The 21,410-nt window shown below is 53.4% G+C and carries 27 protein-coding genes; 7 read left to right on the top strand and 20 right to left on the bottom strand.

Annotated elements, in window-relative coordinates:
* Positions 1–9: 9 nt before the first annotated feature.
* Genes ABCO64_RS00605 through ABCO64_RS00595 form a run of 3 tightly spaced genes read left to right on the top strand, consistent with a single transcriptional unit; the run spans position 10 to position 2,020 of the window.
* Positions 10–171, top strand: a complete 162-nt coding sequence (locus tag ABCO64_RS00605; RefSeq protein ID WP_253458511.1) for an RNA-protein complex protein Nop10 — start codon at positions 10–12, stop codon at positions 169–171.
* Positions 159–908 carry a proteasome assembly chaperone family protein gene (locus ABCO64_RS00600; RefSeq protein ID WP_253458508.1) on the top strand — a complete coding sequence of 250 codons (750 nt, stop codon included), beginning with the start codon at positions 159–161 and terminating at the stop codon, positions 906–908. Before ABCO64_RS00605 ends, ABCO64_RS00600 begins: the two co-directional genes overlap by 13 nt.
* Before the next feature lie 2 nt (positions 909–910).
* Positions 911–2,020, top strand: coding sequence for an endonuclease Q family protein (locus ABCO64_RS00595; protein WP_256472492.1), 1,110 nt, complete (start codon positions 911–913; stop codon positions 2,018–2,020).
* On the opposite strand, the gene ABCO64_RS00590 is transcribed toward ABCO64_RS00595, so the two are convergent.
* The 17 genes from ABCO64_RS00590 to ABCO64_RS00510 form a co-directional block, all read right to left on the bottom strand.
* Entirely contained in the window at positions 2,012–3,355 is a 1,344-nt protein-coding gene (locus tag ABCO64_RS00590; RefSeq protein ID WP_253458505.1) for a cobyrinic acid a,c-diamide synthase CobB, read from the bottom strand. The two genes, ABCO64_RS00595 and ABCO64_RS00590, sit on opposite strands and share 9 nt — an antisense overlap.
* 146 nt (positions 3,356–3,501) lie before the next feature.
* Positions 3,502–4,413 (bottom strand): energy-coupling factor ABC transporter ATP-binding protein, encoded by a 912-nt coding sequence (locus ABCO64_RS00585; RefSeq protein ID WP_253458502.1) that lies wholly within the window; start codon positions 4,411–4,413, stop codon positions 3,502–3,504.
* Positions 4,410–5,174: a cobalt ECF transporter T component CbiQ gene (gene cbiQ / locus ABCO64_RS00580; protein ID WP_253458500.1), complete on the bottom strand. Its 765-nt coding sequence runs from the start codon at positions 5,172–5,174 to the stop codon at positions 4,410–4,412. Before cbiQ ends, ABCO64_RS00585 begins: the two co-directional genes overlap by 4 nt.
* Positions 5,175–5,204: 30 nt before the next feature.
* On the bottom strand, positions 5,205–5,684 hold the full coding sequence (locus ABCO64_RS00575; RefSeq protein ID WP_253458498.1) for a transthyretin-like family protein: 480 nt from the start codon (positions 5,682–5,684) through the stop codon (positions 5,205–5,207).
* Positions 5,681–6,310, bottom strand: a complete 630-nt coding sequence (gene cbiM, locus ABCO64_RS00570) for a cobalt transporter CbiM (protein ID WP_253458496.1) — start codon at positions 6,308–6,310, stop codon at positions 5,681–5,683. The genes ABCO64_RS00575 and cbiM (ABCO64_RS00570) overlap by 4 nt, the downstream gene beginning before the upstream one ends.
* Before the next feature lie 105 nt (positions 6,311–6,415).
* Positions 6,416–7,069: a PGF-CTERM sorting domain-containing protein gene (locus ABCO64_RS00565; RefSeq protein ID WP_253458494.1), complete on the bottom strand. Its 654-nt coding sequence runs from the start codon at positions 7,067–7,069 to the stop codon at positions 6,416–6,418.
* Positions 7,070–7,335: 266 nt separating this feature from the next.
* Complete coding sequence (locus ABCO64_RS00560) at positions 7,336–7,815, bottom strand: hypothetical protein (protein ID WP_253458493.1); 480 nt, start codon at positions 7,813–7,815, stop codon at positions 7,336–7,338.
* Positions 7,812–8,444 (bottom strand): cobalt transporter CbiM, encoded by a 633-nt coding sequence (cbiM, locus tag ABCO64_RS00555; protein WP_253458492.1) that lies wholly within the window; start codon positions 8,442–8,444, stop codon positions 7,812–7,814. The genes ABCO64_RS00560 and cbiM (ABCO64_RS00555) overlap by 4 nt, the downstream gene beginning before the upstream one ends.
* 104 nt (positions 8,445–8,548) lie before the next feature.
* Positions 8,549–9,562, bottom strand: coding sequence for a PGF-CTERM sorting domain-containing protein (locus ABCO64_RS00550; protein WP_253458491.1), 1,014 nt, complete (start codon positions 9,560–9,562; stop codon positions 8,549–8,551).
* 113 nt (positions 9,563–9,675) lie between these two features.
* Positions 9,676–10,260, bottom strand: a complete 585-nt coding sequence (locus ABCO64_RS00545) for a cobalt-precorrin-7 (C(5))-methyltransferase (RefSeq protein ID WP_253458489.1) — start codon at positions 10,258–10,260, stop codon at positions 9,676–9,678.
* On the bottom strand, positions 10,257–11,252 hold the full coding sequence (locus ABCO64_RS00540; RefSeq protein WP_253458486.1) for a cobalt-precorrin-5B (C(1))-methyltransferase: 996 nt from the start codon (positions 11,250–11,252) through the stop codon (positions 10,257–10,259). Before ABCO64_RS00540 ends, ABCO64_RS00545 begins: the two co-directional genes overlap by 4 nt.
* Positions 11,253–11,255: 3 nt before the next feature.
* On the bottom strand, positions 11,256–11,867 hold the full coding sequence (locus ABCO64_RS00535; RefSeq protein ID WP_253458483.1) for a precorrin-8X methylmutase: 612 nt from the start codon (positions 11,865–11,867) through the stop codon (positions 11,256–11,258).
* On the bottom strand, positions 11,857–12,639 hold the full coding sequence (cobJ, locus tag ABCO64_RS00530; protein ID WP_253458480.1) for a precorrin-3B C(17)-methyltransferase: 783 nt from the start codon (positions 12,637–12,639) through the stop codon (positions 11,857–11,859). Before cobJ ends, ABCO64_RS00535 begins: the two co-directional genes overlap by 11 nt.
* Complete coding sequence (cbiG, locus tag ABCO64_RS00525) at positions 12,623–13,459, bottom strand: cobalt-precorrin 5A hydrolase (RefSeq protein WP_253458477.1); 837 nt, start codon at positions 13,457–13,459, stop codon at positions 12,623–12,625. The genes cobJ and cbiG overlap by 17 nt, the downstream gene beginning before the upstream one ends.
* A 29-nt stretch (positions 13,460–13,488) precedes the next feature.
* Positions 13,489–14,205 (bottom strand): cobalt-precorrin-4/precorrin-4 C(11)-methyltransferase, encoded by a 717-nt coding sequence (locus ABCO64_RS00520; RefSeq protein WP_253458474.1) that lies wholly within the window; start codon positions 14,203–14,205, stop codon positions 13,489–13,491.
* Position 14,206: 1 nt separating this feature from the next.
* The gene (locus ABCO64_RS00515) at positions 14,207–14,815 is read right to left on the bottom strand and encodes a cobalt-factor II C(20)-methyltransferase (protein ID WP_253458471.1); all 609 of its coding nucleotides are present in this window, start codon (positions 14,813–14,815) and stop codon (positions 14,207–14,209) included.
* Complete coding sequence (locus ABCO64_RS00510; RefSeq protein WP_253458468.1) at positions 14,815–15,357, bottom strand: bifunctional cobalt-precorrin-7 (C(5))-methyltransferase/cobalt-precorrin-6B (C(15))-methyltransferase; 543 nt, start codon at positions 15,355–15,357, stop codon at positions 14,815–14,817. Before ABCO64_RS00510 ends, ABCO64_RS00515 begins: the two co-directional genes overlap by 1 nt.
* A 188-nt stretch (positions 15,358–15,545) precedes the next feature.
* Here ABCO64_RS00510 and ABCO64_RS00505 point away from each other — a divergent pair, with 188 nt between their 5' ends.
* Together ABCO64_RS00505 and ABCO64_RS00500 are read left to right on the top strand one after the other, a co-directional pair.
* Positions 15,546–15,719, top strand: coding sequence for a 4Fe-4S binding protein (locus ABCO64_RS00505; RefSeq protein ID WP_253458465.1), 174 nt, complete (start codon positions 15,546–15,548; stop codon positions 15,717–15,719).
* Positions 15,716–16,909 (top strand): NAD(P)/FAD-dependent oxidoreductase, encoded by a 1,194-nt coding sequence (locus ABCO64_RS00500; protein ID WP_253458462.1) that lies wholly within the window; start codon positions 15,716–15,718, stop codon positions 16,907–16,909. The genes ABCO64_RS00505 and ABCO64_RS00500 overlap by 4 nt, the downstream gene beginning before the upstream one ends.
* 31 nt (positions 16,910–16,940) lie before the next feature.
* On the opposite strand, the gene ABCO64_RS00495 is transcribed toward ABCO64_RS00500, so the two are convergent.
* Positions 16,941–17,600 (bottom strand): potassium channel family protein, encoded by a 660-nt coding sequence (locus ABCO64_RS00495; RefSeq protein WP_253458459.1) that lies wholly within the window; start codon positions 17,598–17,600, stop codon positions 16,941–16,943.
* 56 nt (positions 17,601–17,656) lie between these two features.
* On the opposite strand from ABCO64_RS00495, the gene rnhB reads away from it, so the two are divergent.
* Both rnhB and ABCO64_RS00485 read left to right on the top strand, forming a co-directional pair.
* Positions 17,657–18,313: a ribonuclease HII gene (gene rnhB, locus ABCO64_RS00490; protein ID WP_253458456.1), complete on the top strand. Its 657-nt coding sequence runs from the start codon at positions 17,657–17,659 to the stop codon at positions 18,311–18,313.
* A gap of 109 nt (positions 18,314–18,422) precedes the next feature.
* Positions 18,423–19,724, top strand: coding sequence for a site-2 protease family protein (locus ABCO64_RS00485; RefSeq protein ID WP_253458454.1), 1,302 nt, complete (start codon positions 18,423–18,425; stop codon positions 19,722–19,724).
* 19 nt (positions 19,725–19,743) lie between these two features.
* Here ABCO64_RS00485 and ABCO64_RS00480 read toward each other — a convergent pair whose 3' ends face one another.
* Both ABCO64_RS00480 and ABCO64_RS00475 read right to left on the bottom strand, forming a co-directional pair.
* Positions 19,744–20,181, bottom strand: coding sequence for a GNAT family N-acetyltransferase (locus ABCO64_RS00480; protein WP_253458451.1), 438 nt, complete (start codon positions 20,179–20,181; stop codon positions 19,744–19,746).
* A 163-nt stretch (positions 20,182–20,344) separates the two neighbouring features.
* A complete protein-coding gene (locus ABCO64_RS00475; RefSeq protein ID WP_292615722.1) occupies positions 20,345–21,409 on the bottom strand; it encodes an SPFH domain-containing protein in 1,065 nt (354 codons plus the stop codon).
* Position 21,410: the final 1 nt, after the last annotated feature.

The raw sequence follows: 21,410 nt of genomic DNA, 5'->3' as shown, positions 1-21,410 counted from the left end.
CCGGTATTTATGAAAGGCCGGATACGGGAGTGCCCGGTGGATGGCACTATCACTCTTTCAGATCAATGCAGCGTCTGCGGAGGCTCAACACGGAGTGTCCATCCCCCACGTTTCTCACCACAGGATCGGTACGGCCGATACAGGAGGATGATGAAGGAATGGATCCGGTAATGGTAACACTTACAGTAGATGATCCTGAGAAGTATGCAGCCCCGATCCTGATCGAAGGGCTGCCGGGAGTTGGTCATGTTGGCAAGCTTGTCGCTGATCATATTGTTGATGAGCTTGAAGGCGAGTACCTGGGCGAGATCGTCTCGTATCACTTCCCTCCACAGGTCTTTGTGGATAATGAGGGTGTTGCCAGGCTCCCAAAGAACGAACTCTACCATGTGGCAACAGATCCTCCGGTTCTTCTGCTGACAGGAGACTGCCAGAGCACCTCTCCTGAAGGCCACTATATCCTCACTGAGACGTACCTCGATCTTGCAGAACGGTTTGGGGTGAAGCGGATCTATACTCTCGGGGGCTATGGTGTCGGGAGGCTTGTTGAGGAGCCACGGGTGCTCTGTGCCGCAGGTTCACCCGGCCTTCTGGAAGAGGCCGAGAATGCAGGCGCGGTCTTCATCCGTGATGAACCTCCAGGCGGGATCATCGGTGCTGCCGGTCTCCTTCTTGGCCTTGGTTCACGCCGGGGCATGGAAGGAATCGCTCTTCTTGGCGAGACCTCCGGATACCTTGTTGATCCAATCAGTGCAGGCTCTGTTCTCACCGTGCTCTCGCAGCTCCTCGGGCTGGAGATTGATCCCTCACGGCTCCAGGAGACGGCTGAAGAGCTTGAGGGCGCGCTTGAGAAGCTGAAAGAGTCCGAAGAGGTCCGTGAGCAGGAAGATCTCTCCTATATCGGATAGGTATGATCAAAACTGCTGCGGATCTCCATATTCATTCCTGTTTTTCGATGGCAACCTCAAAGGATATGGTTCCTGACCGTATCCTCTCCGGCTGCCTGACCAAGGGTATCGGCGTTATCGGGAGTGGTGATGCGCTGCACCCGAAATGGCGGAGTATGTGGGAGGATACAGCTGCTGATATCGTTGTTGTCCCGACAGCAGAAGTTGAGGATCTGAATCGTGTCCATCATCTCATCATGGCAGAGACATTTGATTCTTTCCAGGTGATGCAGGAGCTGCTCACGCCGTACTGCTCCCACCTTGAGACTGCAGGCAGGCCGCATGTCAGGCTGCATGGTGAGGAGATTGCAAAAATCGTCCATGAGGCTGGCGGGGTGATCGGCCCTGCACACGCCTTCACACCCTGGCGTTCTGTCTATTCTGCCTGGTCTTCGCTTGCTGACTGTTATGGTGACGAAGAGGTCTTTTTTCTTGAACTGGGGCTCTCAGCAGACAGCCGTGATGGTGCCGGGATCAGCGAGCTTACCGGCATCCCGTTTCTGACAAACTCCGATGCCCACAGCCCGGTGCCGGAGAAGCTTGGACGCGAATGTACGGTGCTTGATCTTGGAGATCGAACAGTCGCTTCGGTCTTTTCCGCTGTCAGGAATATGCAGATACTGATGAATATCGGCTTTTTCCCCGAAGAAGGGAAGTACAACCGGACTGCCTGCACCCGGTGCTATTCACAGTTTACGCTTGAGGAGGCAGCTCGCCTGAAATGGAAATGTCCGCATGATCGGGGGCGGATCAAGAAAGGCGTCTCGGACCGCGCCCGCGAACTCTCAGGCAGCGAGGTGACAGAGAGGCCGCCGTATATCCATATCATCCCGCTTGCCGAGATCATCGCAAACCGGCTCGGCACCAGCTCTCCACGGACGAAGAGATGCCGCGCTCTCTATGATGAGCTGATTGAAACGTTTGGCAATGAACTCTCAATCCTGCTTGATCTGCCTGTTGCAGAGATCCGGGATGTGCATCCGGGTGTTGGAGATGCAGTCGCCGCCTTCCGTGAGGGAACGGTAGTCCTGCATCCGGGCGGCGGCGGAAAGTACGGAACCTTCTCATTCTGATCTGTTTGTTCCGGCAAACCGAAGAAGCGCATCTGCAAACTGTTGTGTGAAATAGACGTGGGTGTATCCGGCGATTGTGTTCCCCTCTATGATACCGTCTTTTCCATCCATAATACCTTTGCCTCGTCTGAGGGAGAAGGCATACCGGCAGTCGGTATCCGGGGTGATGGCAGAGTAGTGGAACTCATGGCCACGGAAGTTGAGGCTTCCGGGGAGACGTGATGCGTCGCCGGTGACGGTTCCGTCGACATATCCGAGTGCCTGGAACCGGCTCTTCATCAGAGCATCAGCAGAAATGGCACCGACACCAGCCGACGTTCTCTCATGTGTCTGAAGCGAACGGGAGAGGTAGATGAGCCCTCCGCACTCCCCAAATATTGGAAGTCCATTATCAGCGGCCCTTCTGATCTGGTGCCTGCACGGACTCTTCTCAAGTGCTTCCGCATACAGTTCGGGGTAGCCGCCGCCGAGGTAGAGTGCATCGACATCCGGAAGCGGATCAGTCATGGGTGAGAAGAAGGTGAGATCTGCTCCCGCTCTCCTCAGTTTTGTGAGGTTCTCTGCATAATAAAAACAGAATGCTGCATCCATTGCAACACCGATCCGAACCCTCGTGTTCGCATTGCTCACATCGTCAACCTGCTGCAGGAGCGGGGGAGCTGCGGATGCTGCCCGGATGATCTCCTCCAGATCACAGCACTCTTCCACCACAGTCCTGCTGGCACGCATACCCTCGCCTTCACCAGCCATTGTGAGGCCGAGGTGGCGGCTCTTCACCTGCAGGTCATCCCGCCGGGGAATCCAGCCAAGTGTCTGCAGGTCCTGATCAGTGCCAATCATCCTGCGGTGGCGATCAGATCCGCCCCGGTTGTAGATGACGCCTGCAAAGGGGACATCCGGATCATAGGCCGTGTACCCAAGGATCAATGCGTGGACGCTCCGGCTCATCCCTTTCACATCACAGGCAAGGATAACCGGGGAGGAGAGGATTTTTGCGACATCGGCAGTGCTTGATTCTGCTGTCCCGTCGACCCCGTCAAAGAGCCCCATCACCCCTTCGATGACGGCGATATCTGCTCCCTCAGATGCCGAGACGAAGGTGCGGAGAACCTCATCCCTCCCCATCATGAAAGGGTCAAGGTTCCGTGAACCCCGGCCGCAGATCTCGGTATGGTGGGTCGGGTCAATGAAGTCGGGCCCGACCTTGAAGGGCTGGACAGTCAGCCCACGGGCGGCAAGCGCTCCCATCAGCCCGGTTGCAATCGTTGTCTTGCCGCATCCGCTGTGGGTGCCTGCGATTATGATTCGTGGGATTCGTATCTCTCTCTTTGGCATGCAATATCTCCTTTATGTGACCAGAATGGCATTTTGAACCTGATCGTCTGCCTGATGCAGATTTATAACACCTAATGGTATGTGTATCTCCAACTCACATTACTCTTTTTTGATCCTGTTCACTTTTGATCCCGCGCACATATAATTCAGTATTCAAAGTTTGCCAGCAGGTTCAGAAGCTCCTCTTCGGTTCGCTGATGCCTCTTCAATGTAATTGCCCCCCCGTTTGCCATAAGTGATGTATCAAAGGCGCCGGGAGCATCATGTGCCGCAAGCGGAGGATGATCAGAGCAGCAATACCCGTAACACTCCATGATCCTGAAGAGCTTGTAGACTTCCGGTGCTTCGAGGTTGTTCTTCTTCAAAAGATCCCCGTCAGAGAAGATGCTGTTTGGCTTGCCATCTGCAACGATTGTGGTATTCAAAACCACCACCCGGTCAGCCATCTGCGAGACGGCATTCACATCATGCATGGCAACGATGGTGGTGATACCCTTCTCCTGGTTCAGCCGGTTAATCAGCTGGATCAGGAGTGCACGGTTTTTTGGGTCTAGGTTTGCAGTCGGTTCATCCAGAATCAGTATCCTCGGCTCCATTGAGAGGACAGCGGCAAGGGCAGCACGCTTCTTCTCGCCATAGCTCATATGGTGGGGGACACGGTCTTCAAACCCGGTGAGCCCGACTGTCTCAAGGGCTTCACGAACCCGCCTGTCCACGTCCTCACGTGAGAGTCCCATGTTGGTTGGGCCAAATGCCACATCATCGTAGAGCGTGGGCATGAAGAGCTGGTCGTCGGGATCCTGGAAGACGACGCCGACCTTCTGTATCCGCTCCTCAATCTTCATGTGGCGGACATTCTGCCCGAAGATATGCACATTATCTTCCATGCTCTTGATAGAGCCGTTTAAGTGGAGGAAGAGGGTGGTCTTCCCGGCACCGTTCTGCCCGATGATGGCAAGCCGCTCTCCCTCATGGACAGTGAGTGAGATCTCCTTCAGGGAGACGGTGCCGTCCGGGTAGTGATGGTGTAAGTTCTCTATTGTCACGGCTTCCTTCATGTGATCACCAGTGGATAAATCAGGAGTCCTCCTGCAATGGATATGAGGATCAGACACATAAAACAATCAGATCTCCTGATTGCAAACGGTGCGAAACTCATTGGCCTGCCCTGGTAGCCTTTTGCCTGCATCCCAAGGAAGACTCGCTCAGCCCGCTCGTAGCTCTTCACAAGGAGCATACCGACGAGATTGCCGATGATTGACAGCCCGTACCGATTCAGCCTGAATGAATAGCCTTTTGCCCGCATTGCACTCCAGATGCTGAGGAACTCATCCATCATGACATAGATGTAGCGGTACGTGAAGAAGAGCATCTGGATGAGTATCCCCGGCACCTTCAGGAGGGAGAGTGCTTTGAGGGTGGTATCAAACCGCTGTGTGCCAAGGAGCGTCAGGACAAGAGTGATTGCAGCAACTGATCTGAGCGTGATCAGGAGCGCAAAGAAGAAACCCTCTTCTGAGAAGATGACCGGGCCTGCCTGCCAGAGGGGAGTGCCGGGCACGGTGAGGGGCATCAGGATCAGGATGGGAAGGATAAATACCAGGATGACTTTTGAGCGCCTGACGACGAAGGCGAGCGGGAGCCGGGAGATGATCAGGATTGTGATTGCGATGAGCAGGGCCAGAAGCGCAAGGTGGAGCGTCTCGACAAAGACTGCAGAGAAGATAAGGATGGTGAAGGAGATCACCTTGCACCGTGGCTCAAGCCGGTGAATCGCAGAATTCAGATTGGCATATTTGTCGATATCAGGGTAATCCATATATCTCCTGTATTCTGCCTGCCCGGCACCTCACTCCTGTTTTTCTCTCTGCAACTTCCGTGCCGAATAGATCATGGCAAGGCCCGCAAGCCCGGTCAGGTAGCCAAACCCGGCTATGATTCGTGCTGCAAGCGGGAGTTCCGGGTCTGTTCCGGTTGTCATGCCTGTTTCGAGATCCAGGGTCATTGTTGCCCGGTGACCGGTATCCTGGGCGATGATTGTGTACTCTGTCACTCTCCATTTGGGTTCAAAAGCAAAAAAGCCATTCTCATCAGCGGTCTCCTGCAGGTAGATCGCTTCTTCACCATCAGTTATTGCATAGATGGTGATCTCTGCACCTGCCATGGGTGTACCCCCTTCATACCATGCCCTGACCAGCACTTCATCATACTGATCACCGGTCATAAACGCACCAACATATGCCCTGTGGGCTGTTACCGGTGCGATGAGTGCAGATACAAGCAGGATGGCTATCAGGCCAGTCAGTACTATACGGGTAGTTCTCTTCATTTCTTCTCTCCTCTCAGTTGAAAAGGCAATAATTCAGGTTTGACACGTGCGAGATATCCAATCACCGCACCGGTGACAATCGCTTCTATGATGATGATCGGGATATGTGCAACAGCAAGGACGCCAGCGACGGCACGAAACTCTGAACCGGAGATGACGAGGATCAAAACCAGGATACACATCGTCAGGAATACACCAAGTCCGCCGGATATCCCTCCGATAAGGGGGAGGGAAACCTGCCGCCCTGCGGCAGTGAGGAATGCCAGGTAGCAGAGAAGAGCAGGAATTCCGATCATCATGGCATTGATGCCGAGGACGGTTATACCGCCGTGCTGGAAGAGCAGTGCCTGCAGCGTCAGGCCGATGAAGAGCGCGATGTAGCTGAGTGGCCCAAGTACAATTCCCACAAGGCCATTTAAGATAAGATGGGCGCTTGATGGGGGGATGTCGATGTGAATGAGCGAGGCGACAAAGAATGCTCCGGTCATCACCGAGAGCTTTGGTATCTCAGCTGCGATATCGCCATGTCGTGATGCCCACTTAAGTGTGGCGGCAAGCAGGATGATGGTGATGATCCAGCCTGCTACAACCACCGGCATGGGAAGAACCCCGTCAGATATGTGCATGGTCTCTGGCTCCCTTGATGTTGCTATGGAATGAATATGAGTCTCTCTTATCTGGATTCCATCTCTAAAATGGATTGTGAGGTGATCTCCCGGGTGGAGATCTGCTTACTGCCTCCGTATGGCATACACAACAGCCATGATCCCCGCAAGTGCGGCAAGTGCAGAGAACCCGGGGCTCTCAGCAGGCGCAGATGGTGCCTGTGGTGACGCAGCATCGTCAAGTGCTGCTTCAAGCGCATCTATATGCCTCAGCAGATGCCGTGCATCGCGTTCAGCCTTATGTGCAGCATCATGGATTGCGTCTGCATGCTGGATATGCGATTCTAAAACATTATACTCGAGTTCATGGATGTTGTCATGCTGGGAATCGAGTAATTCGGTGTATTCAGCAATCTCCTCTCTCATATCTGCGAGAATTAAGTTGATTGCGGCCCGGTTTGCAATGGGTTCTGCACCAAGGATTTCAAGCTCTGCTGCATCCTCCTGCAGGTGTTCTGCGATATGCTCAAGCTCGTGGGCTGCCATGTGAACCAGGTGAGCGAGATCCCGGATCTCTTCAGAGACTGTCTCATCTCTATAGATCGCCTGTGATTCATCATGGATGACTTCTGCAAGATCAAAGAGATCATCTGCATGTTCGATGATCTCGGCAATCTCGTCTTCGACAGCATCCTGGTGTGCCGATGCCGGCATAAAAAGGAATGCAAGGATACATACGACTGAAATACAGGCAATACTGATTTGTTTCATTGTGTTCATGATAATACCTCAATTGATCGCAGGCGATCCAGTAAAAATATATTGTGTAAATGTAAAAGAATTTTCGTTTTGATCCGGCATATGTCCCTATGCTGGTTCCATCAGGTCGCCTGAGTATCACCTGGCAGACGGGAGGGAAAAAGAGCAGCATATGAAAAAGATGGGGGTATGTCTCTCTGCAAATACCAGGAATCGATGCCCCATACTACTCCCGACACCACACCGGGGGCATATCTCTTCTGGATCGCTATTCTCCGGGTCTTGTCTCACTCCCGGTGTTCTTTCTGCATCTTCTGTGCCGAATAGATCATGGCAATCCCCGCAAGCCCGGCCAGGTAGCCAAACCCTGCAATAATACGTGCCGCAACCGGGAGTTCTGTGCCTGGTCCGGCAGTTATGCCGGATGCGAGATCAAGGGTCATTGTTGCCCGGTGACCGGTATGTTCAGCGATGATTGTGTACTCTGTCACTCTCCACTCGGGATCAAACGCATAGAACCCCTGCTCATCAGCGGTATCCTGGATGTAGATCTCTTCAGTGCCATCCCTGATGGCATAAATGGTGATCTCAGCACCTGCCATGGGCGAGCCTCCTTCATACCATGCCCTGACCAGAACCTCATCATACTGATCACCGGTCAGAAATGCACCGACATATGCCCTGTGCGCTGTTACCGGTGCGATGAGTGCAGATGCAAGGAGCAGAACCATCAGGCCTGCCAGGAGTAATCGGGTGTTTCTCTTCATTTTTTCTCTCCCTTCAGGTGTATGGGTAGTAATTCAGGTTTCACGCGTACCAGGTATCCAACTATCACTCCTGTTATGATCGCTTCGGTGATGATAATCGGGATATGCGCAATCGCGAGGAGACCTGCAACTGCCCGAAATTCGCTCCCTGAGATGACAAGGGTTGCAACCAGGAGGCAGACACTTGCAGAAACGGCAAACCCGCCACAGATCCCGCCAATGAGCGTGAGCGGCAGTCCGCGTCCAGAAGCGATCAGGAAGCTGAGATAGCAGATGAGGGCGGGGACACCCAGTATCAGGGCATTGACACCGATGACGGTGATACCTCCATGCTGGAAGAGCAGCGCCTGGAGCGTGAGGCCGATGAAGATGCCAATATAGGAGAGCGGACCAAGCACAATACCGACAAGCCCGTTTAGGATAAGGTGGGCGCTGGACGGTGGTATGTCGATATGGATGAGCGAGGCAACAAAGAACGCACCCACCATCACAGACAGTTTTGGGATCTGTTGCGTCAGATCATCCTGCCTGCCCGCCCAGCGATAGGTTATTGCAAGCAGGAGAATGGTGATAATCCATCCGGCTGCAACCACCGGCATGGGAAGAATGCCATCAGATATATGAACCATATCAGTCACCCCCTCATAAGCCAGTCAATACCATTGTAGAGCCGTATCCTGCTTCAAAACGATCAGAATAAAAGATGGGAGAATCAATCTCCCGGTGTTCTCATTCACCTGCGTGCCGCATAGATCACGACCATCAGCCCGCCCAGGGCTGCAAGGACCCCGAATCCCGGACTCTCTGCAGGAGCTGCAGGAGCTGCTGCCATATCAGGGTCTTCAACCATCACATTGATCTCAGCAGACTCCCAGACAACATCGTCGTCCCGCTGCAGCATGAAGACAAGGGCCGTTCTCCCATCCTGTTGTCCACGGACATGGACATGATCGCCATGGCTGAGGAGTTCGACGATACCGGTTGGTGCACCATCTGCCAGTCGCACATTGAAGATATATGCTCCCGTGAATACTCCCCTGTCGGGATCATAAAAGATATCTTCTTCCATCAGCGGGACCGTCTCTCCATCTGCGGCTGTAAATTCTGCTCCAAGTGAGATGTGCTTGCCCTTCGTAACAACAGGGAGCCTGCCGTGCCAGTGATCAAAATGATGATCAGCTGTCACTTCCCTGACACTCCTGTCGATGATCTTCAGATCAGCGATCTGTATCGTCCCATCTCCAACAATCTCGGTTGGCGTATCATCCTTCCGTACATTGACTCCGATTGAGGGGGACTCCCAGACTACCTCATCACCCTCCTGGAGCAGGAACACGATCTCTGTCTCTCCTGCCTGCTGGCCACGGACATGGACATGATCGCCATGGCTGAGGAGCTCGACGATGCCTGTTGGTGCACCATCGGCGAGGCGGACATTGAAGATATAATCACCGGTAAAGGTGCCCCTGCCGGTATCATAGAATGTATCCTCGTCCATGAGTGGGATGCTCTCTCCATCTGCTCCGGTGAATACTGCCCCAAGCGAGATGTGCTTACCCTGGATAACGACCGGGAGCCTGCCGTGCCAGTGATCAATATGATAATCAGCTGTCACTTCCCCGACACTCCTGTCAATGATATCAAGGCTCTCAACATCCACCTGGTCTGCAGCTGCCGGCATACAGAATAGTGTCACAACCAGGATGGCCGTGATACAGGTTAAGAAAAACTGTCTATACGTAATCATTAGTACAATCTCCTATGAATATAGTTATACTATCCCGGTAAGATGGACTGATATAAATATATTGTCTTATGAGTTCAGAACAATCCGTTCTATGGTAGTAAAAAAAGACTATCTCACTCTGCCCGCCCGGGCAGAACGATACAGCAGAAGAGTTTTGAATCGGGAACAGGGGGTTTCTCCGGCGTTCCCGTGATGATCCGCTCATCCGGTTCCCCAAGGTCCTGGCAGATAGAGATCACACACTCCATCCCCCGGAGTGCCTCTGCAAGTGCGTGCACCGGGAATTTCGGATCAGCGATGATGAAGACGGGCCGGTTCCTTCTGCAATCAATGACAACATCACCGATTGCCTTGTTGTGATCTCTTCCATGGGCGTCCACCACCGAGACGGTGCTCCAGGGAACTCCAATCCGTGCAAAGGCGACCTGGAGGCTTGATATCCCGCAGATGATCTCAGCGCCGGGGTGTCCGAGTCCCGCAAGGAGGGGATCGCCTGTGGAGAGGATCACTGCATCATCGGGGAGGTCTGCAATGGCTGTATAATCTTTGATCGTCCTGACGGTGCAGTCAGGGCTGATATGCTGCCGTACCCGCTCTATTGCCCTTCTGGATCCATAGATCAGCTTCGCTCTCCGGATTGCTACGATCCCCTCTTCGGTCAGCATCCCGCTCCCGCATCCGACACCAACCACCTTCATCCTGAATCACCCATGATCTCCCCGTCCCGGTTCACGATCACAACCCTCACACCCTGAGGAACACTCTCTCCCAGTACCTTCTTCATCGTTGTGATCCCCTGCGGTATCGCAAGATACTCCTCCACGGTCTGGTACCCGGTGCCATCGAGGATATCGGGCCTGAGGTATTTCAGCACAAGTCCGGGCAGCCCGCAGAGGATCACCACTCCGTCTGCTGCCTGGAGTGCCTGCCGGATCTTTGATCCGGCCAGTACCACTTCATACTCAGGGAAGAGGAGGCGGGAGATCCGAAGACCAATTCTGCCGGTTGTGATCACCACCCGATCAGCCGCACGCACCCGCTCCTCCATTGAGGATTCGAGATGATCATCCCATGGCTCGACAAAACCGGTTGTGCCGAGGAGCGATATCCCGCCAAAAACCCCGATCTTCGGGTTTAAGGTATCAGCCCCCGCCTCCTCCCCTCCGGCGACGGTGAGGGTGACGTGAGCACCCGCAAGCCCTGTATCCCGGACCGCCTCGGTGATTGCATGCAGGATACAGTCGCGTGCCGGGGGGGAGATCGCCGGCTCACCCTCCAGGTACCGGGGTGTGTCACGGGTAAACCTCCCGATCCCCTCTCCTGCATGCAGTACAATCTCCGGGGAGGGGGCAGCTGCTGCCTTGAAGAGGAGCCCGGCTGTCCGGTCATCGGGGTAGTCGCCCGGGTCCTTGACCAGAGACCCTTCTCCATTCTCACCAGCAGCATCCACCAGTACGCGGATCCCGCAGGGGAGGAGGAGATCCACCCCGGATACCGGCTGCCTGAGCGAAAGAACAGCTGCTTTTGCCGCTGCTGCTGCCGTTGCCCCTGTCGTGATGCCCCGCCTGAGTATCCCGCCGGATGCGGTCAGAACCGCTCTTCCCTCTTGAACAGCGGTGATATCGCCCTGCTCACCGGCACGCCTGACCCATTCCTCTGGATAGGAGAACCCTGTCACCGGATCGATCATAGGCTACTCTTGCGACATCGTGATGATCTCATTCATGCTTGCAACAGCAATCGGAGTACCGCCACGGGTGCCGAGATTGGAGACCGACGGAACCGGTTTTGTCCTGAGCAGCTCCTTTGATTCGGCAGCATTCACAAACCCGACCGGGGTTCCGATCACAAGGGCAGGCACGATCCCCTCATCGATATACCGGCAGATGGCCAGCAGGGCAGACGGCGCATTCCCGATGACCACAATCGATCCGGCGAGCTGCTCTTTGAGCGCCAGAAACCCGGCAGACGTCCGGGTGATCCCCTCAGCTGCTGCAATATCCGCACCATAATCGAGTGCGCATTCGACACTGCATGAGTGGCCTTTCTTCAGGATGCCGACCTGCACCATCCTGATGTCCGTGTAGATGGTGGCACCCCCTTTGATCGCAGCGATACCTGCTGCTATCGGGTCATGCGTAAAACGCATCAGATCCGCCATTGCAAAATCCCCGACTGCAACCGAACACCGCTGGCGGATCCCATCCTCCGGTGTTGCATCACCTATCGTCTCCCTGGCAAGCTTTCTGCTTGTCTCTGCAATGGCATACCCTTCGCGGGTATCCGCACCGAGATCAATATACATATTTTCTATGGTATCCCCGCGGGGTGATAATTCCTCTGACATCGTCTCCCACCTTCCAGATCCGGGTCTCTTCTCCTCCGATGATCACAATCGAATGCATATCCACGAGGCTGCAGTCTGCCTTCAGCTCCTCAAGCGTCATGATATGCCGCTCTTCATTGGGACGGTATGCGTTCTTCACAACCCCGACAGGTGTTGTCCCTATCCTGTGTTTTGATGCTATGAGCAGTGCTGCATCCAGGTTATGCGGCCGTCCCCTGCTGCGGGGATTATAGATTGCGACAGGGACGCCCATTGCAAAAGCATGGTCGAGCCGGCTCTCGATCACCTCCCATGGGGTGAGGAGGTTCGAGAGCGAAATGGTCACATAATCTCCTGAAAGCGGTGATCCCAGCCGGGATGCAGCAGCAGTTGCTGCAGTAACCCCTGGGATCACCTCGACTGGAACTGGTGATCCTGTTCTGTCAGCAACTTCAATGACGATACTCGCCATCCCGTAGACGCCCGCGTCCCCGCCAGATACCATCGCCACATGCTTGTCTAGGGCAAGCTCAAGTGCCAGCTGCGCCCGGTTGACCTCCTCGCCCATCCTGCTTTTTATCACCTCTTTTCCGGCGATGAGATGCTGGATCAGCTCGATATAGGTATCATTGCCGATGATACAGTCTGCTTTTGCTATCGCTTTCAGTGCTGCAGGTGTCAGCTGCCGGGTGTTGCCCGGTCCGGTGCTGACGATGCAGAGGCGTCCTTGTTGATTATCTTCCGATTGCAATGGTCACCCTTCCGTAGGTTGTTTTCTTCATGACAAGTCTCCCGATCTCTGCCATGGCAAGTGCACAGGGCTCTGCCACCCCGGACAGCCCGATGAGGTCTGCCCGTGATGGTGATGGCCCGGCGATGCTGTTTATGGTATGGTCTTCCAGGTACATGAGGACACCCCCAAGCATTGAGATCCCCTGTGCGAGCCCGGAGTCTCTCCTCTTCTGTGCCGTGGTCACATATGCACCCACCTCGCCCAAACGGATGCCTGCATCATCAAGTGCAGCTTCGACTGCCTCTTTCACCTCTTCCGGGCGTATGCCAAGCCTGCATCCGATTCCAACCATATAGGGTTTCTCCTGGATCAGCACCGATACACCGGGACCGGCAACAACAATACCGGGCTCTGGTATCTCATAGACCGGGACATCACCATCAAGGAACGCGGCATTCACCCTCCGGGTTGAGATACGGTTGGCGATGCGGTGCGCACCAGATGACGCGATTCCCTCGACCGAGGGGCGGCCATGAGCCTCGGTTGCGGTTGAGATGACCGGGGCGATCCCGATCTCGCCGAGGCGGAATGCGAGATCATTTGCACCATGATGGCCTCCGAGGATCGGGACTGCATATGCAAGCCCGGGTGTTACGACGACCACTGCCGGATCATGCCACTTGTCGGTGAGGAGGGGTGCAGCTGATCTGATGGCAATTCCTGCTGACATCAGGGCAATGATTCCCTCATACTCCTTAAAAGCCCTCTGGAATATGCCGTCCTGATACTCCAGGGTATCTGCTCCAATCGCCCCTGCTATCGTCTCTGCATCGGGCATGAATCTTGGGAGGGTGATGACACAGCATTTCATGAGTAGAGGTGCGAATGGGTAAAGCCACTCTCTATCCCAAGAACCGCCTTCCCTATGATGATCAGGGCTGTTTTTGTGATCCCGGCAGCTTCTGCCTTATCAGCGATATCGGCAACTGTCCCTTTGACCACGATCTCATCATCCCATGTCGCGTGGTAGACGACTGCTGCCGGAGTCTCTGGCAAACACTCGACCGAATCCATGATCTCCCTGAGTTTTTCTGTACCAAGGAAGATGACCAGGGTCTCACCAGTGCGGGAAAACTGAGCGATCTTATCTTTATCCAGGGTTGCTCCGGCGGGACGGGTGATGATGACACTCTCAGATACCCCGCGTAGCGTCAGCTGTGTCTTCAGGGCGGCTGCTGCCCCGAAGAGCGAGGAGACGCCGGGTACAATCTCAGCAGAAATACCATCCTTTGCAAGAACCGCCATCTGCTCAACGATTGCACCATAGAGGGCAGGATCCCCTGAATGCAGGCGGACAACCAGTTTGTCTTCCTGCAGGCCATCCCGGATTGCAGAGCAGATCTCAGGTAGATTCATCTTTATGGAATCAAGCTTCACGGCTGCGCCCGAGGCGTGTACAAGCTCGGGATTTACAAGCGATCCTGCGTAGATGAGAATATCGGCTTTCTTCAGAAGTTCCATTCCCCTGACTGTGATCAGGCCTGGATCTCCGCACCCGGCACCAACAATATAAAATGTTTTCATCTTACCTCCTCGCATACATTATGCTGAAATAACTGCTCGTCGGGGGAAGGGAATCCCCGGAAAAGACTGCCATCCCTTCCATATACATCCGCTCAACAAGCATAAATTCGGAGTATCCCTCTCGTTTCAGGTGTTCTGCCTCCTCTTGTGGTTTCCGGACCTTCAGCCTGATCAGGACATCTGGTTCAGATCCATCAGAAACCGCGAAACTCTTCTGGATGGGGATGCCAGCGATGGAAGGAAACGCCGTGATGGAGCTGATCCCGGGAACCGAATCGATCTGAATGTCGGGATAGTCCCTCTTCAGGATCGCTGTGACGCGGGAGAAGGTGGAGAAGAAGTTCGGATCCCCGATGATCCCAAAGACTGCCCTTCCATGAAGTGCAGACGGTGCAATTGCACCTGCATTTGCCTCCATGCATTCCTCGATATATGCCTCATCATGCGTCATGGGGAAGTCGAGCGTCACCGCATCGGTTCTGTAGGGGGAGACGAGCGTATATGCCATCTCACCAGGAACGAAGACGGTGTCAGCCTCGCGGAGGAGACGGACGGCTTTCAATGTGAGCAGCTCCGGATCCCCGGGTCCAAGGCCGACTGCAGTCAGCATCAGCGGCACCTTCCTGTAATGATATAAATTGGGTTTATGGGCTTGAAGATCGTCTTTCCATTGAGATCATGGGCCCGTGAAACCTGGAGATGAACGGCTTCTGAGAATATGCCAAGCCTCTTCATCGTGGAGATTGCAAGCACTGCGGTTTCAAGGAGCACGGCATTGACAACTATTGAGCGGACTCTCCGTTCAACCAGGGCCAAAAGCACGGTTTCAAGATCCTGTGTGCCGCCGATAAATGCAACATCGATTATCTCATCCTCATCGAGATCCTCGAGAAATTCCGTTGCATTTCCCAATACCAAAGTGATATTGCTGCATCCGCCCGTCAGAATGGCATTTTGTGCAACCCTGATCGCCTCTTCGCGGATGTCAATTGCGTATACATGCTCTGCCCGCTCTGCAAGCGCAATACTCACGGTACCGGTTCCACAACCGATATCAACTGCGATATCGCTCTTCTGCACACCCAGCTTATCCACTGCGACCGCACAGATTTCCGGCTGTGTCGGGCCGCCTTTCAGCTCACTTGTCGTCATGGTACATCATCAGGCCGGTCTGGTTCTCCCTGCTGTTCAAAAATATTAGCTGGATTTCTTAATAGTTCTTGGGTATCTCTCCCAAAGCCGGCAAATCTCCAGGAATGAAATGAGCACTGCTGCATCTGCTGCCGATCCGGGTTACAAAACAATATCATTAAACCTTTATCTGATCCAATATTCTGGCAATGCTGACAATACGACGGGATATCTGCGGATATTGCGGAGCATGTGTATCCGTATGTCCGGAAGGTGCCCTTGAGCTGATCGACGCCTATCTTGAGGTTGATTCTGCCTGCATTGAATGTGGCATCTGTGAGAGGGTATGTCCGCTTGGTGCTCTGGAGGTTGCAGAGGAATGAAGCGGAAGTACGATATGCTGGTTGTCGGCGGGGGTCCGGGGGGTGCATTAGCCGCAGAGACTGCTGCTAAACAAGGCCTTTCGGTCTGCCTCGTCGAGAAGAGACCCGCCATCGGTGTTCCTGTCCGTTGCGCTGAGGGTATCGGAAAAGAACTCCTGAATGATTTTCTTCCCCCTGATCCGAAATGGATCTCCTCGGATATCGAAAAGGCAAAGCTTGTTGCTCCGGATGGGTTCTCGATGCTCCTTGAGCCGAGCATGTCCGGGAATGAAGTCGGCTATGTCCTTGACCGGAAAGTCTTTGATCGCGAACTTATCTGGAAAGCTGCCGAGGCGGGTGCGGAAATATACATGAAGGCACGGGCATCTGCTCCGATCATGAAAGATGGTGCGGTTGGCGGCGCGGTTGTTGAGCAGCATGGCAAAATATATGATGTCGAAGCCGATGTTGTTGTTGCAGCAGACGGGGTCGAATCAAAGTTTGCAAAATGGGCAGGGATTGATACAACTGTTCCCCTCAACGAGATTGAGACCTGTGCACAGTACCTGATGACAGGTATTGATATCGACGCTGCCACGACATCGTTTTATCTTGGAAATGAGGTTGCTCCTGCCGGGTATGCCTGGATCTTTCCAAAAGGTGACGGGACAGCAAATGTCGGTCTTGGTATTGGTGGCGGAAAGAGCGGGGATGGCCACCGTGCAAAGGACTATCTCGACCGCTTTGTCTCCAAAAACTTCCCGGATGGGAAAACAATCGAACTGGTCATCGGTGGTGTCTCGGTCTGCAGGCCGCTTGCCAGCACGGTTGCAGATAATATGCTCATCGTCGGCGATGCGGCCAGGGTGTCAGATCCAATCACCGGTGGCGGCATCTACAATGCGATGTATACCGGACGGCTTGCTGCAGAAACTGCGTTATCAGCGCTTGAAAATGGCGATACGAGCAAAGCTGCACTCATGCCGTATGATACGGAGTGGCGGGAATCAAAGATGGGGAAAACACTTGAGCGCAATTATGCGGTCAAGGAGGTCTTTGTCAAACTCAGTGATGAGAAGCTGAATGCGATTGTTCATTCGGTGGCAAAAATCCATCTCGCTGAATTCAGCACGCTATCCCTTATCAAAGAGCTTATCAAAGCCAACCCCTCTCTTATCTTTGATCTCAGGCATCTCAAGGCATTTCTCTGAACGAAAGGGATGGGATGAAGATCCCTCACGTTCATCCTTTTCTGAACTGGTTGTTTAAGTAGCGGAGAATCTTCATCTCGGCATCCTTCTTTGAGAAGACTGTGATGGTATCCTCAGGAAGTATCACCGTGTCGCCCCGTGGGATGATGAGCTCCCCGCCACGGTGAATCGCAATAAAAATGTAGTCTTTTACTTCAAATTCGTGGATCGGCCGGTCAGCACCAGAAGAGCCTGCATCCACTGTAATCTCAAAGATGCCGCCGCCGGGGATTGAGGCGAGAGCCTGGGTATTTGGGTTCTCGGCCCAGGTATAGAGCGATCGTGCCACGATCTCGTCGGGGTTTTCGCTTATCCGGACACCAACCTCCTTGAAGAGTTCGGAATGCTCTGTCTGGTTGACGATAGAGACGACATTTGAAACAGCATACCGTTTTGCAAGCCAGCATGTCATCAGGTTAGCTGCATCATCGCTTGTGGTGGCGACAAGCGCGTCGGCACGATCAATCCCGGCATCCTCGAGAATTGTTTTATCAGTGGCATTCCCGGTGATGGCGAGGAGATCGTACTCTTCAAGAATATCTGCACAACGCTCTTCATTTTTATCTATAACCACAACGCTGTCACCGTTATCCCCGGCAGTCGCCGCCAGGCTTCTCCCGATCCCGCCAAGTCCCACCACGATGATGTACATATACGGATTTACCAATGCAGGTATTGAAATACCTTGCGGAGTGATCTCTTATTTGCATGTTCTATGGTGTGGATGAGGCAGGAAAAGGTGCAGTCCTTGGGCCGATGGTGACAGCAGCAGTCGGGATTTTGGATCTCTCCCTCCTTCTGGATACTGGTGTGCGGGACTCAAAAACCCTTTCACGAGAGAGACGTGAAGAGATGTTTCTCCTTCTCGAGGATGTCTGCTGCTATCATGCGGTTGTTCTACAACCCCATGAGATCGACTCCCTTCTTGCACGCGAATCAATGAACATGGTTGTTGCCCGGGCACATGCAGCCTCTCTTGACGGACTCCCCCACCCTGAGAACCCGACCTCCTCATCTGCATACCTTGATGCATGCGATGTCAATGCAGAGAGATTTGGCAGGACGGTGTCGCAGCTGCTGAAAACGCCCTGTGCTGTGATATCTGAACACCGGGCAGATAGCGCTCACAGGATTGTTGCTGCTGCGAGCATCATCGCAAAAGTGCTTCGTGACCGTGCAATAGACGAACTATCAGAGGAATATGGCGATATCGGGAGCGGGTACCCTTCAGATACGTTGACAATACACTTTTTGAAGGAATATATCCGTGAACACGGCGTTGCCCCGCCCTGTTCACGATCACGCTGGAAGACGGTATCTGCTCTCCTCTCGAACCGGAATCAGTCGAACCTTTTCGACTTTTGAACCGGTACCTGAACCAACATTGTCAGCATTTGCCGGGAAACCCTCCCGGATCAGGCAGGAAGGTACCCGGGCATCACTGTTATGAAGTGATACAACAAATACTATATGAATGGAATGGTACTATCCGGTTCTTCTTGCCATCGGAATCTATGCTTTAGCTGCGGCTGTAATCAGGAGAAACGGGTTATTCCCAGAGAACGTTTCGTTCTTTGGTCCAATCATGGCTATCAGGACCGAGAATGTCCGTTTTTTTGACCACTTCAAATCATTGAGCGGGTTTTTCAGGGTATATGGGACAATCGGCGTCCTGATGGTCGTCTTCATCTCGGGACTGATGACCTATCTTCTGATCAGAACAACAGAGATCACCCTGCTCACCCAGCCTGAACCAACAGACTTTCAGAAGCCGCAGAATATCCTGCTTATCCCCGGCGTGAATGAATTTATACCATCAAGCTTTGCTGTCTGGACAGCACTTGTCCTGACGATTGCAATCCATGAGTTTGGTCATGGTATCCTCTGCAGAATAGAGGGGATTGCAGTGAAAAGCACCGGATTATTGCTTGCCGTCATTCCGATTGGAGCATTTGTCGAGCCAGATGAAGAGGATCTCGACAGGACGCATGGAATGGCGAAGATGCGTATGTTTGGTGCAGGCATAGCAAACAATCTCACAATTGGTCTTGCCTGTTTCATTGCCCTCGTACTGCTTCTTGGGATGGTTGCGCCTTCACCGGTGCCGGTCGTGACCGGCGTCTATCAGGACTACCCTGCATGGGAAGCAGACCTTCCCTATCCATCCATCATCACGATGGTGGATGGCACACCTGTTGCTTCACGGGATGAGGTGACGGCTTTACTTGCAGGGACTGCTCCCGGCGACTCGATCACGCTTGTGGTTGAGAAAGACAATACATTGATTGAACGAACCCTGACCCTCTCCGAGTGGCCTGATGAGCTTGCCACGGGAGATGAGATCAGTTCAGGGTTCATGGGTGTCTCCTACTATGACAGTGAACGGGTCGTCATGGTCTTTGAGAACCTGGCCTCGCCGGAAGGGATGCTCTACCTGCTTATTGCACCGCTCAATATTGTTCCCGGAGCTGAATTCCTCAGGGTGATACCCTATGAGACTGTCGAGAGTACGTATCTTCAGGTTCCCTTTGACGGGTTCTGGCCGGTTATCCATCTCCTCTTCTGGCTTGGATGGATCAATATCATGGTTGGTATCTTCAATGCCCTCCCGATGCTCCCCCTGGATGGCGGCCATATTCTCAGGGAAGGATTAACCCGCTTCCTGGATAAGCTTGGGCTTGTGAAGTATGTTGACAGGATTGTCGTCTCTGTATCGTGGGCAGTCCTCTTTATGCTCCTCTCCCCGCTCATCCTCCCCTATCTCTTCCATCTCTGAATGGAGCTGATACCCTTCTCTATTTTTTTACGCCCGGCCTGACCATCGGTATGGCGTTGCAGCCTTCCATCTCTCCAAAACAGAAGATGAAACGGTCACGTATCGTCTCAGGCATCTTTCTCTCTTCTATCCTTTGAAAACCAAGGGACGTATAGAATGTGATTAGGGGAAGCGTCGAGTGGATGTATATCGTCTCCGCACCGCAGGCGTCAAGAAGAGCCTGGACAGCCATACGGGCATATCCTTTTCCCCGGTGCTTCTCCGGGGTAAAGACACAGTCCATCTCAAGACCCGCCGGATGGCGGGTGCAGCGTGCCGTTGCTTGGAGTTCTGTATCATTGAATATACCAAAAATCCGCTCGTTCTTTGGATCTGCCTTCTGGCCACGATATTCCAGCCAGAGGGTTTCAGCAAGGTGGAAATCCTCTGGTTTCAGTTCACGAATCGTCGCTGTCATTGATGAAAGTACCCCCTCTCGTATGTGGAACTGAAGGGTTCTATTGGAGAAAGAGATTGTGGTCGTCTGTAGAAAAAACGCTCATGATGCCAATACGGGCAACAGGTATGCAGGATGGACTTGATCGGGTGTAAAAAGGAAAATAGGAAAAAAAGTGTATGAATCACTCCAGCTTATCTTTTGACATTATCTTCATGTCTGCTGTGTCAACTGTGGATTCGATATCTTTGACGATCTCTTTTGCCGTACTGACAACCTCGCCACCACTTGGCATTTCACCGAGTATATCCTCAGAGAGTTCCATCAGGTCTTTTGTATCAACATCCGAGAAGTCCTCTGTTGCACCAAGGAACTGTGCACTCTGCTTGATGAGGCTTGATATTTCAAATGGCAGGACAATCTTGGTTGCCTCGCCTTCACTCATCTTCTTGAGTGTTTCAAGCGAGAGGACGGTGATTGCACGCTTGTCAAGCGGCCGGGATCCAAGAGCCAGTATCCGAAGGCCCTGGGCTTCTCCCTGGGACATCAGGATCTTCCCCTGCCTCTCTCCTTCTGCCCTGAGAATCTTACTCTGCCGCTCTCCCTCAGCCTCAAGGATCATACTCTGGCGGACACCTTCTGCCTGAAGGATTGCAGCGCGCTTCTCTCCGTCAGCCCTGAGGATTGCGGCACGCCGCTCACGCTCGGCTGACGTCTGCTCGGTCATCGCCTGCTTGACTGCACCGATTGGATCGACCTCCTTAATCTCGACACGCTCAACCTTGACGCCCCACTGGTCGGTTTCGCGGTCAAGCATGTCACGGAGTTTTGTGTTGATCAGGTCACGGTTATACAGAACCTCATCAAGCTCCATATCGCCGATGATACCACGAAGACTCGTCTGTGCGAGTGCCACAGTTGCAGACTTGTATGCAGAGACCTCAAAATATGCCTTCTCCGGGTCCATTACCCTGACATAGATGATGGCATCAACATTTGTTGGCGAGTTGTCTTTGGTGATCACTTCCTGTGACGGGACATCGATCACCTGTGTCCGGAGATCCATCTTGATCACTTCGGTGATGAATGGGACAATCCACCTGAAGCCGGGATTCATCCGTCCTGTATATGTTCCAAGACGGATGGTAAGCCCCTGCTGGTATGGCTGAACAATGACAACACCACGGGCAAAAATGAAAACGATAACCAGAATAAGGGTAAAGGTAACCAGATTGTCTACAAGAACCATA

The organism is Methanocalculus natronophilus (assembly GCF_038751955.1).
Lineage (GTDB): Archaea > Halobacteriota > Methanomicrobia > Methanomicrobiales > Methanocorpusculaceae > Methanocalculus > Methanocalculus natronophilus.
The sequence above is the reverse complement of the archived record's forward strand: the minus strand, read 5'-3'. Positions and strand labels throughout refer to the sequence as shown.

Coding starts and splice junctions, on each gene's coding strand:
- ABCO64_RS00605 (WP_253458511.1), top strand. CDS start 10: ATGAAAGGCCGGATACGGGAGTGCCCGGTGGATGGCACTATCACTCTT.
- ABCO64_RS00600 (WP_253458508.1), top strand. CDS start 159: ATGGATCCGGTAATGGTAACACTTACAGTAGATGATCCTGAGAAGTAT.
- ABCO64_RS00595 (WP_256472492.1), top strand. CDS start 911: ATGATCAAAACTGCTGCGGATCTCCATATTCATTCCTGTTTTTCGATG.
- ABCO64_RS00590 (WP_253458505.1), bottom strand. CDS start 3,355: ATGCCAAAGAGAGAGATACGAATCCCACGAATCATAATCGCAGGCACC.
- ABCO64_RS00585 (WP_253458502.1), bottom strand. CDS start 4,413: ATGAAGGAAGCCGTGACAATAGAGAACTTACACCATCACTACCCGGAC.
- cbiQ (WP_253458500.1), bottom strand. CDS start 5,174: ATGGATTACCCTGATATCGACAAATATGCCAATCTGAATTCTGCGATT.
- ABCO64_RS00575 (WP_253458498.1), bottom strand. CDS start 5,684: ATGAAGAGAACTACCCGTATAGTACTGACTGGCCTGATAGCCATCCTG.
- cbiM (WP_253458496.1), bottom strand. CDS start 6,310: ATGCACATATCTGACGGGGTTCTTCCCATGCCGGTGGTTGTAGCAGGC.
- ABCO64_RS00565 (WP_253458494.1), bottom strand. CDS start 7,069: ATGAACACAATGAAACAAATCAGTATTGCCTGTATTTCAGTCGTATGT.
- ABCO64_RS00560 (WP_253458493.1), bottom strand. CDS start 7,815: ATGAAGAGAAACACCCGATTACTCCTGGCAGGCCTGATGGTTCTGCTC.
- cbiM (WP_253458492.1), bottom strand. CDS start 8,444: ATGGTTCATATATCTGATGGCATTCTTCCCATGCCGGTGGTTGCAGCC.
- ABCO64_RS00550 (WP_253458491.1), bottom strand. CDS start 9,562: ATGATTACGTATAGACAGTTTTTCTTAACCTGTATCACGGCCATCCTG.
- ABCO64_RS00545 (WP_253458489.1), bottom strand. CDS start 10,260: ATGAAGGTGGTTGGTGTCGGATGCGGGAGCGGGATGCTGACCGAAGAG.
- ABCO64_RS00540 (WP_253458486.1), bottom strand. CDS start 11,252: ATGATCGATCCGGTGACAGGGTTCTCCTATCCAGAGGAATGGGTCAGG.
- ABCO64_RS00535 (WP_253458483.1), bottom strand. CDS start 11,867: ATGTATATTGATCTCGGTGCGGATACCCGCGAAGGGTATGCCATTGCA.
- cbiG (WP_253458477.1), bottom strand. CDS start 13,459: ATGCCCGATGCAGAGACGATAGCAGGGGCGATTGGAGCAGATACCCTG.
- ABCO64_RS00520 (WP_253458474.1), bottom strand. CDS start 14,205: ATGAAAACATTTTATATTGTTGGTGCCGGGTGCGGAGATCCAGGCCTG.
- ABCO64_RS00515 (WP_253458471.1), bottom strand. CDS start 14,815: ATGCTGACTGCAGTCGGCCTTGGACCCGGGGATCCGGAGCTGCTCACA.
- ABCO64_RS00510 (WP_253458468.1), bottom strand. CDS start 15,357: ATGACGACAAGTGAGCTGAAAGGCGGCCCGACACAGCCGGAAATCTGT.
- ABCO64_RS00505 (WP_253458465.1), top strand. CDS start 15,546: ATGCTGACAATACGACGGGATATCTGCGGATATTGCGGAGCATGTGTA.
- ABCO64_RS00500 (WP_253458462.1), top strand. CDS start 15,716: ATGAAGCGGAAGTACGATATGCTGGTTGTCGGCGGGGGTCCGGGGGGT.
- ABCO64_RS00495 (WP_253458459.1), bottom strand. CDS start 17,600: ATGTACATCATCGTGGTGGGACTTGGCGGGATCGGGAGAAGCCTGGCG.
- rnhB (WP_253458456.1), top strand. CDS start 17,657: ATGTTCTATGGTGTGGATGAGGCAGGAAAAGGTGCAGTCCTTGGGCCG.
- ABCO64_RS00485 (WP_253458454.1), top strand. CDS start 18,423: ATGGAATGGTACTATCCGGTTCTTCTTGCCATCGGAATCTATGCTTTA.
- ABCO64_RS00480 (WP_253458451.1), bottom strand. CDS start 20,181: ATGACAGCGACGATTCGTGAACTGAAACCAGAGGATTTCCACCTTGCT.
- ABCO64_RS00475 (WP_292615722.1), bottom strand. CDS start 21,409: ATGGTTCTTGTAGACAATCTGGTTACCTTTACCCTTATTCTGGTTATC.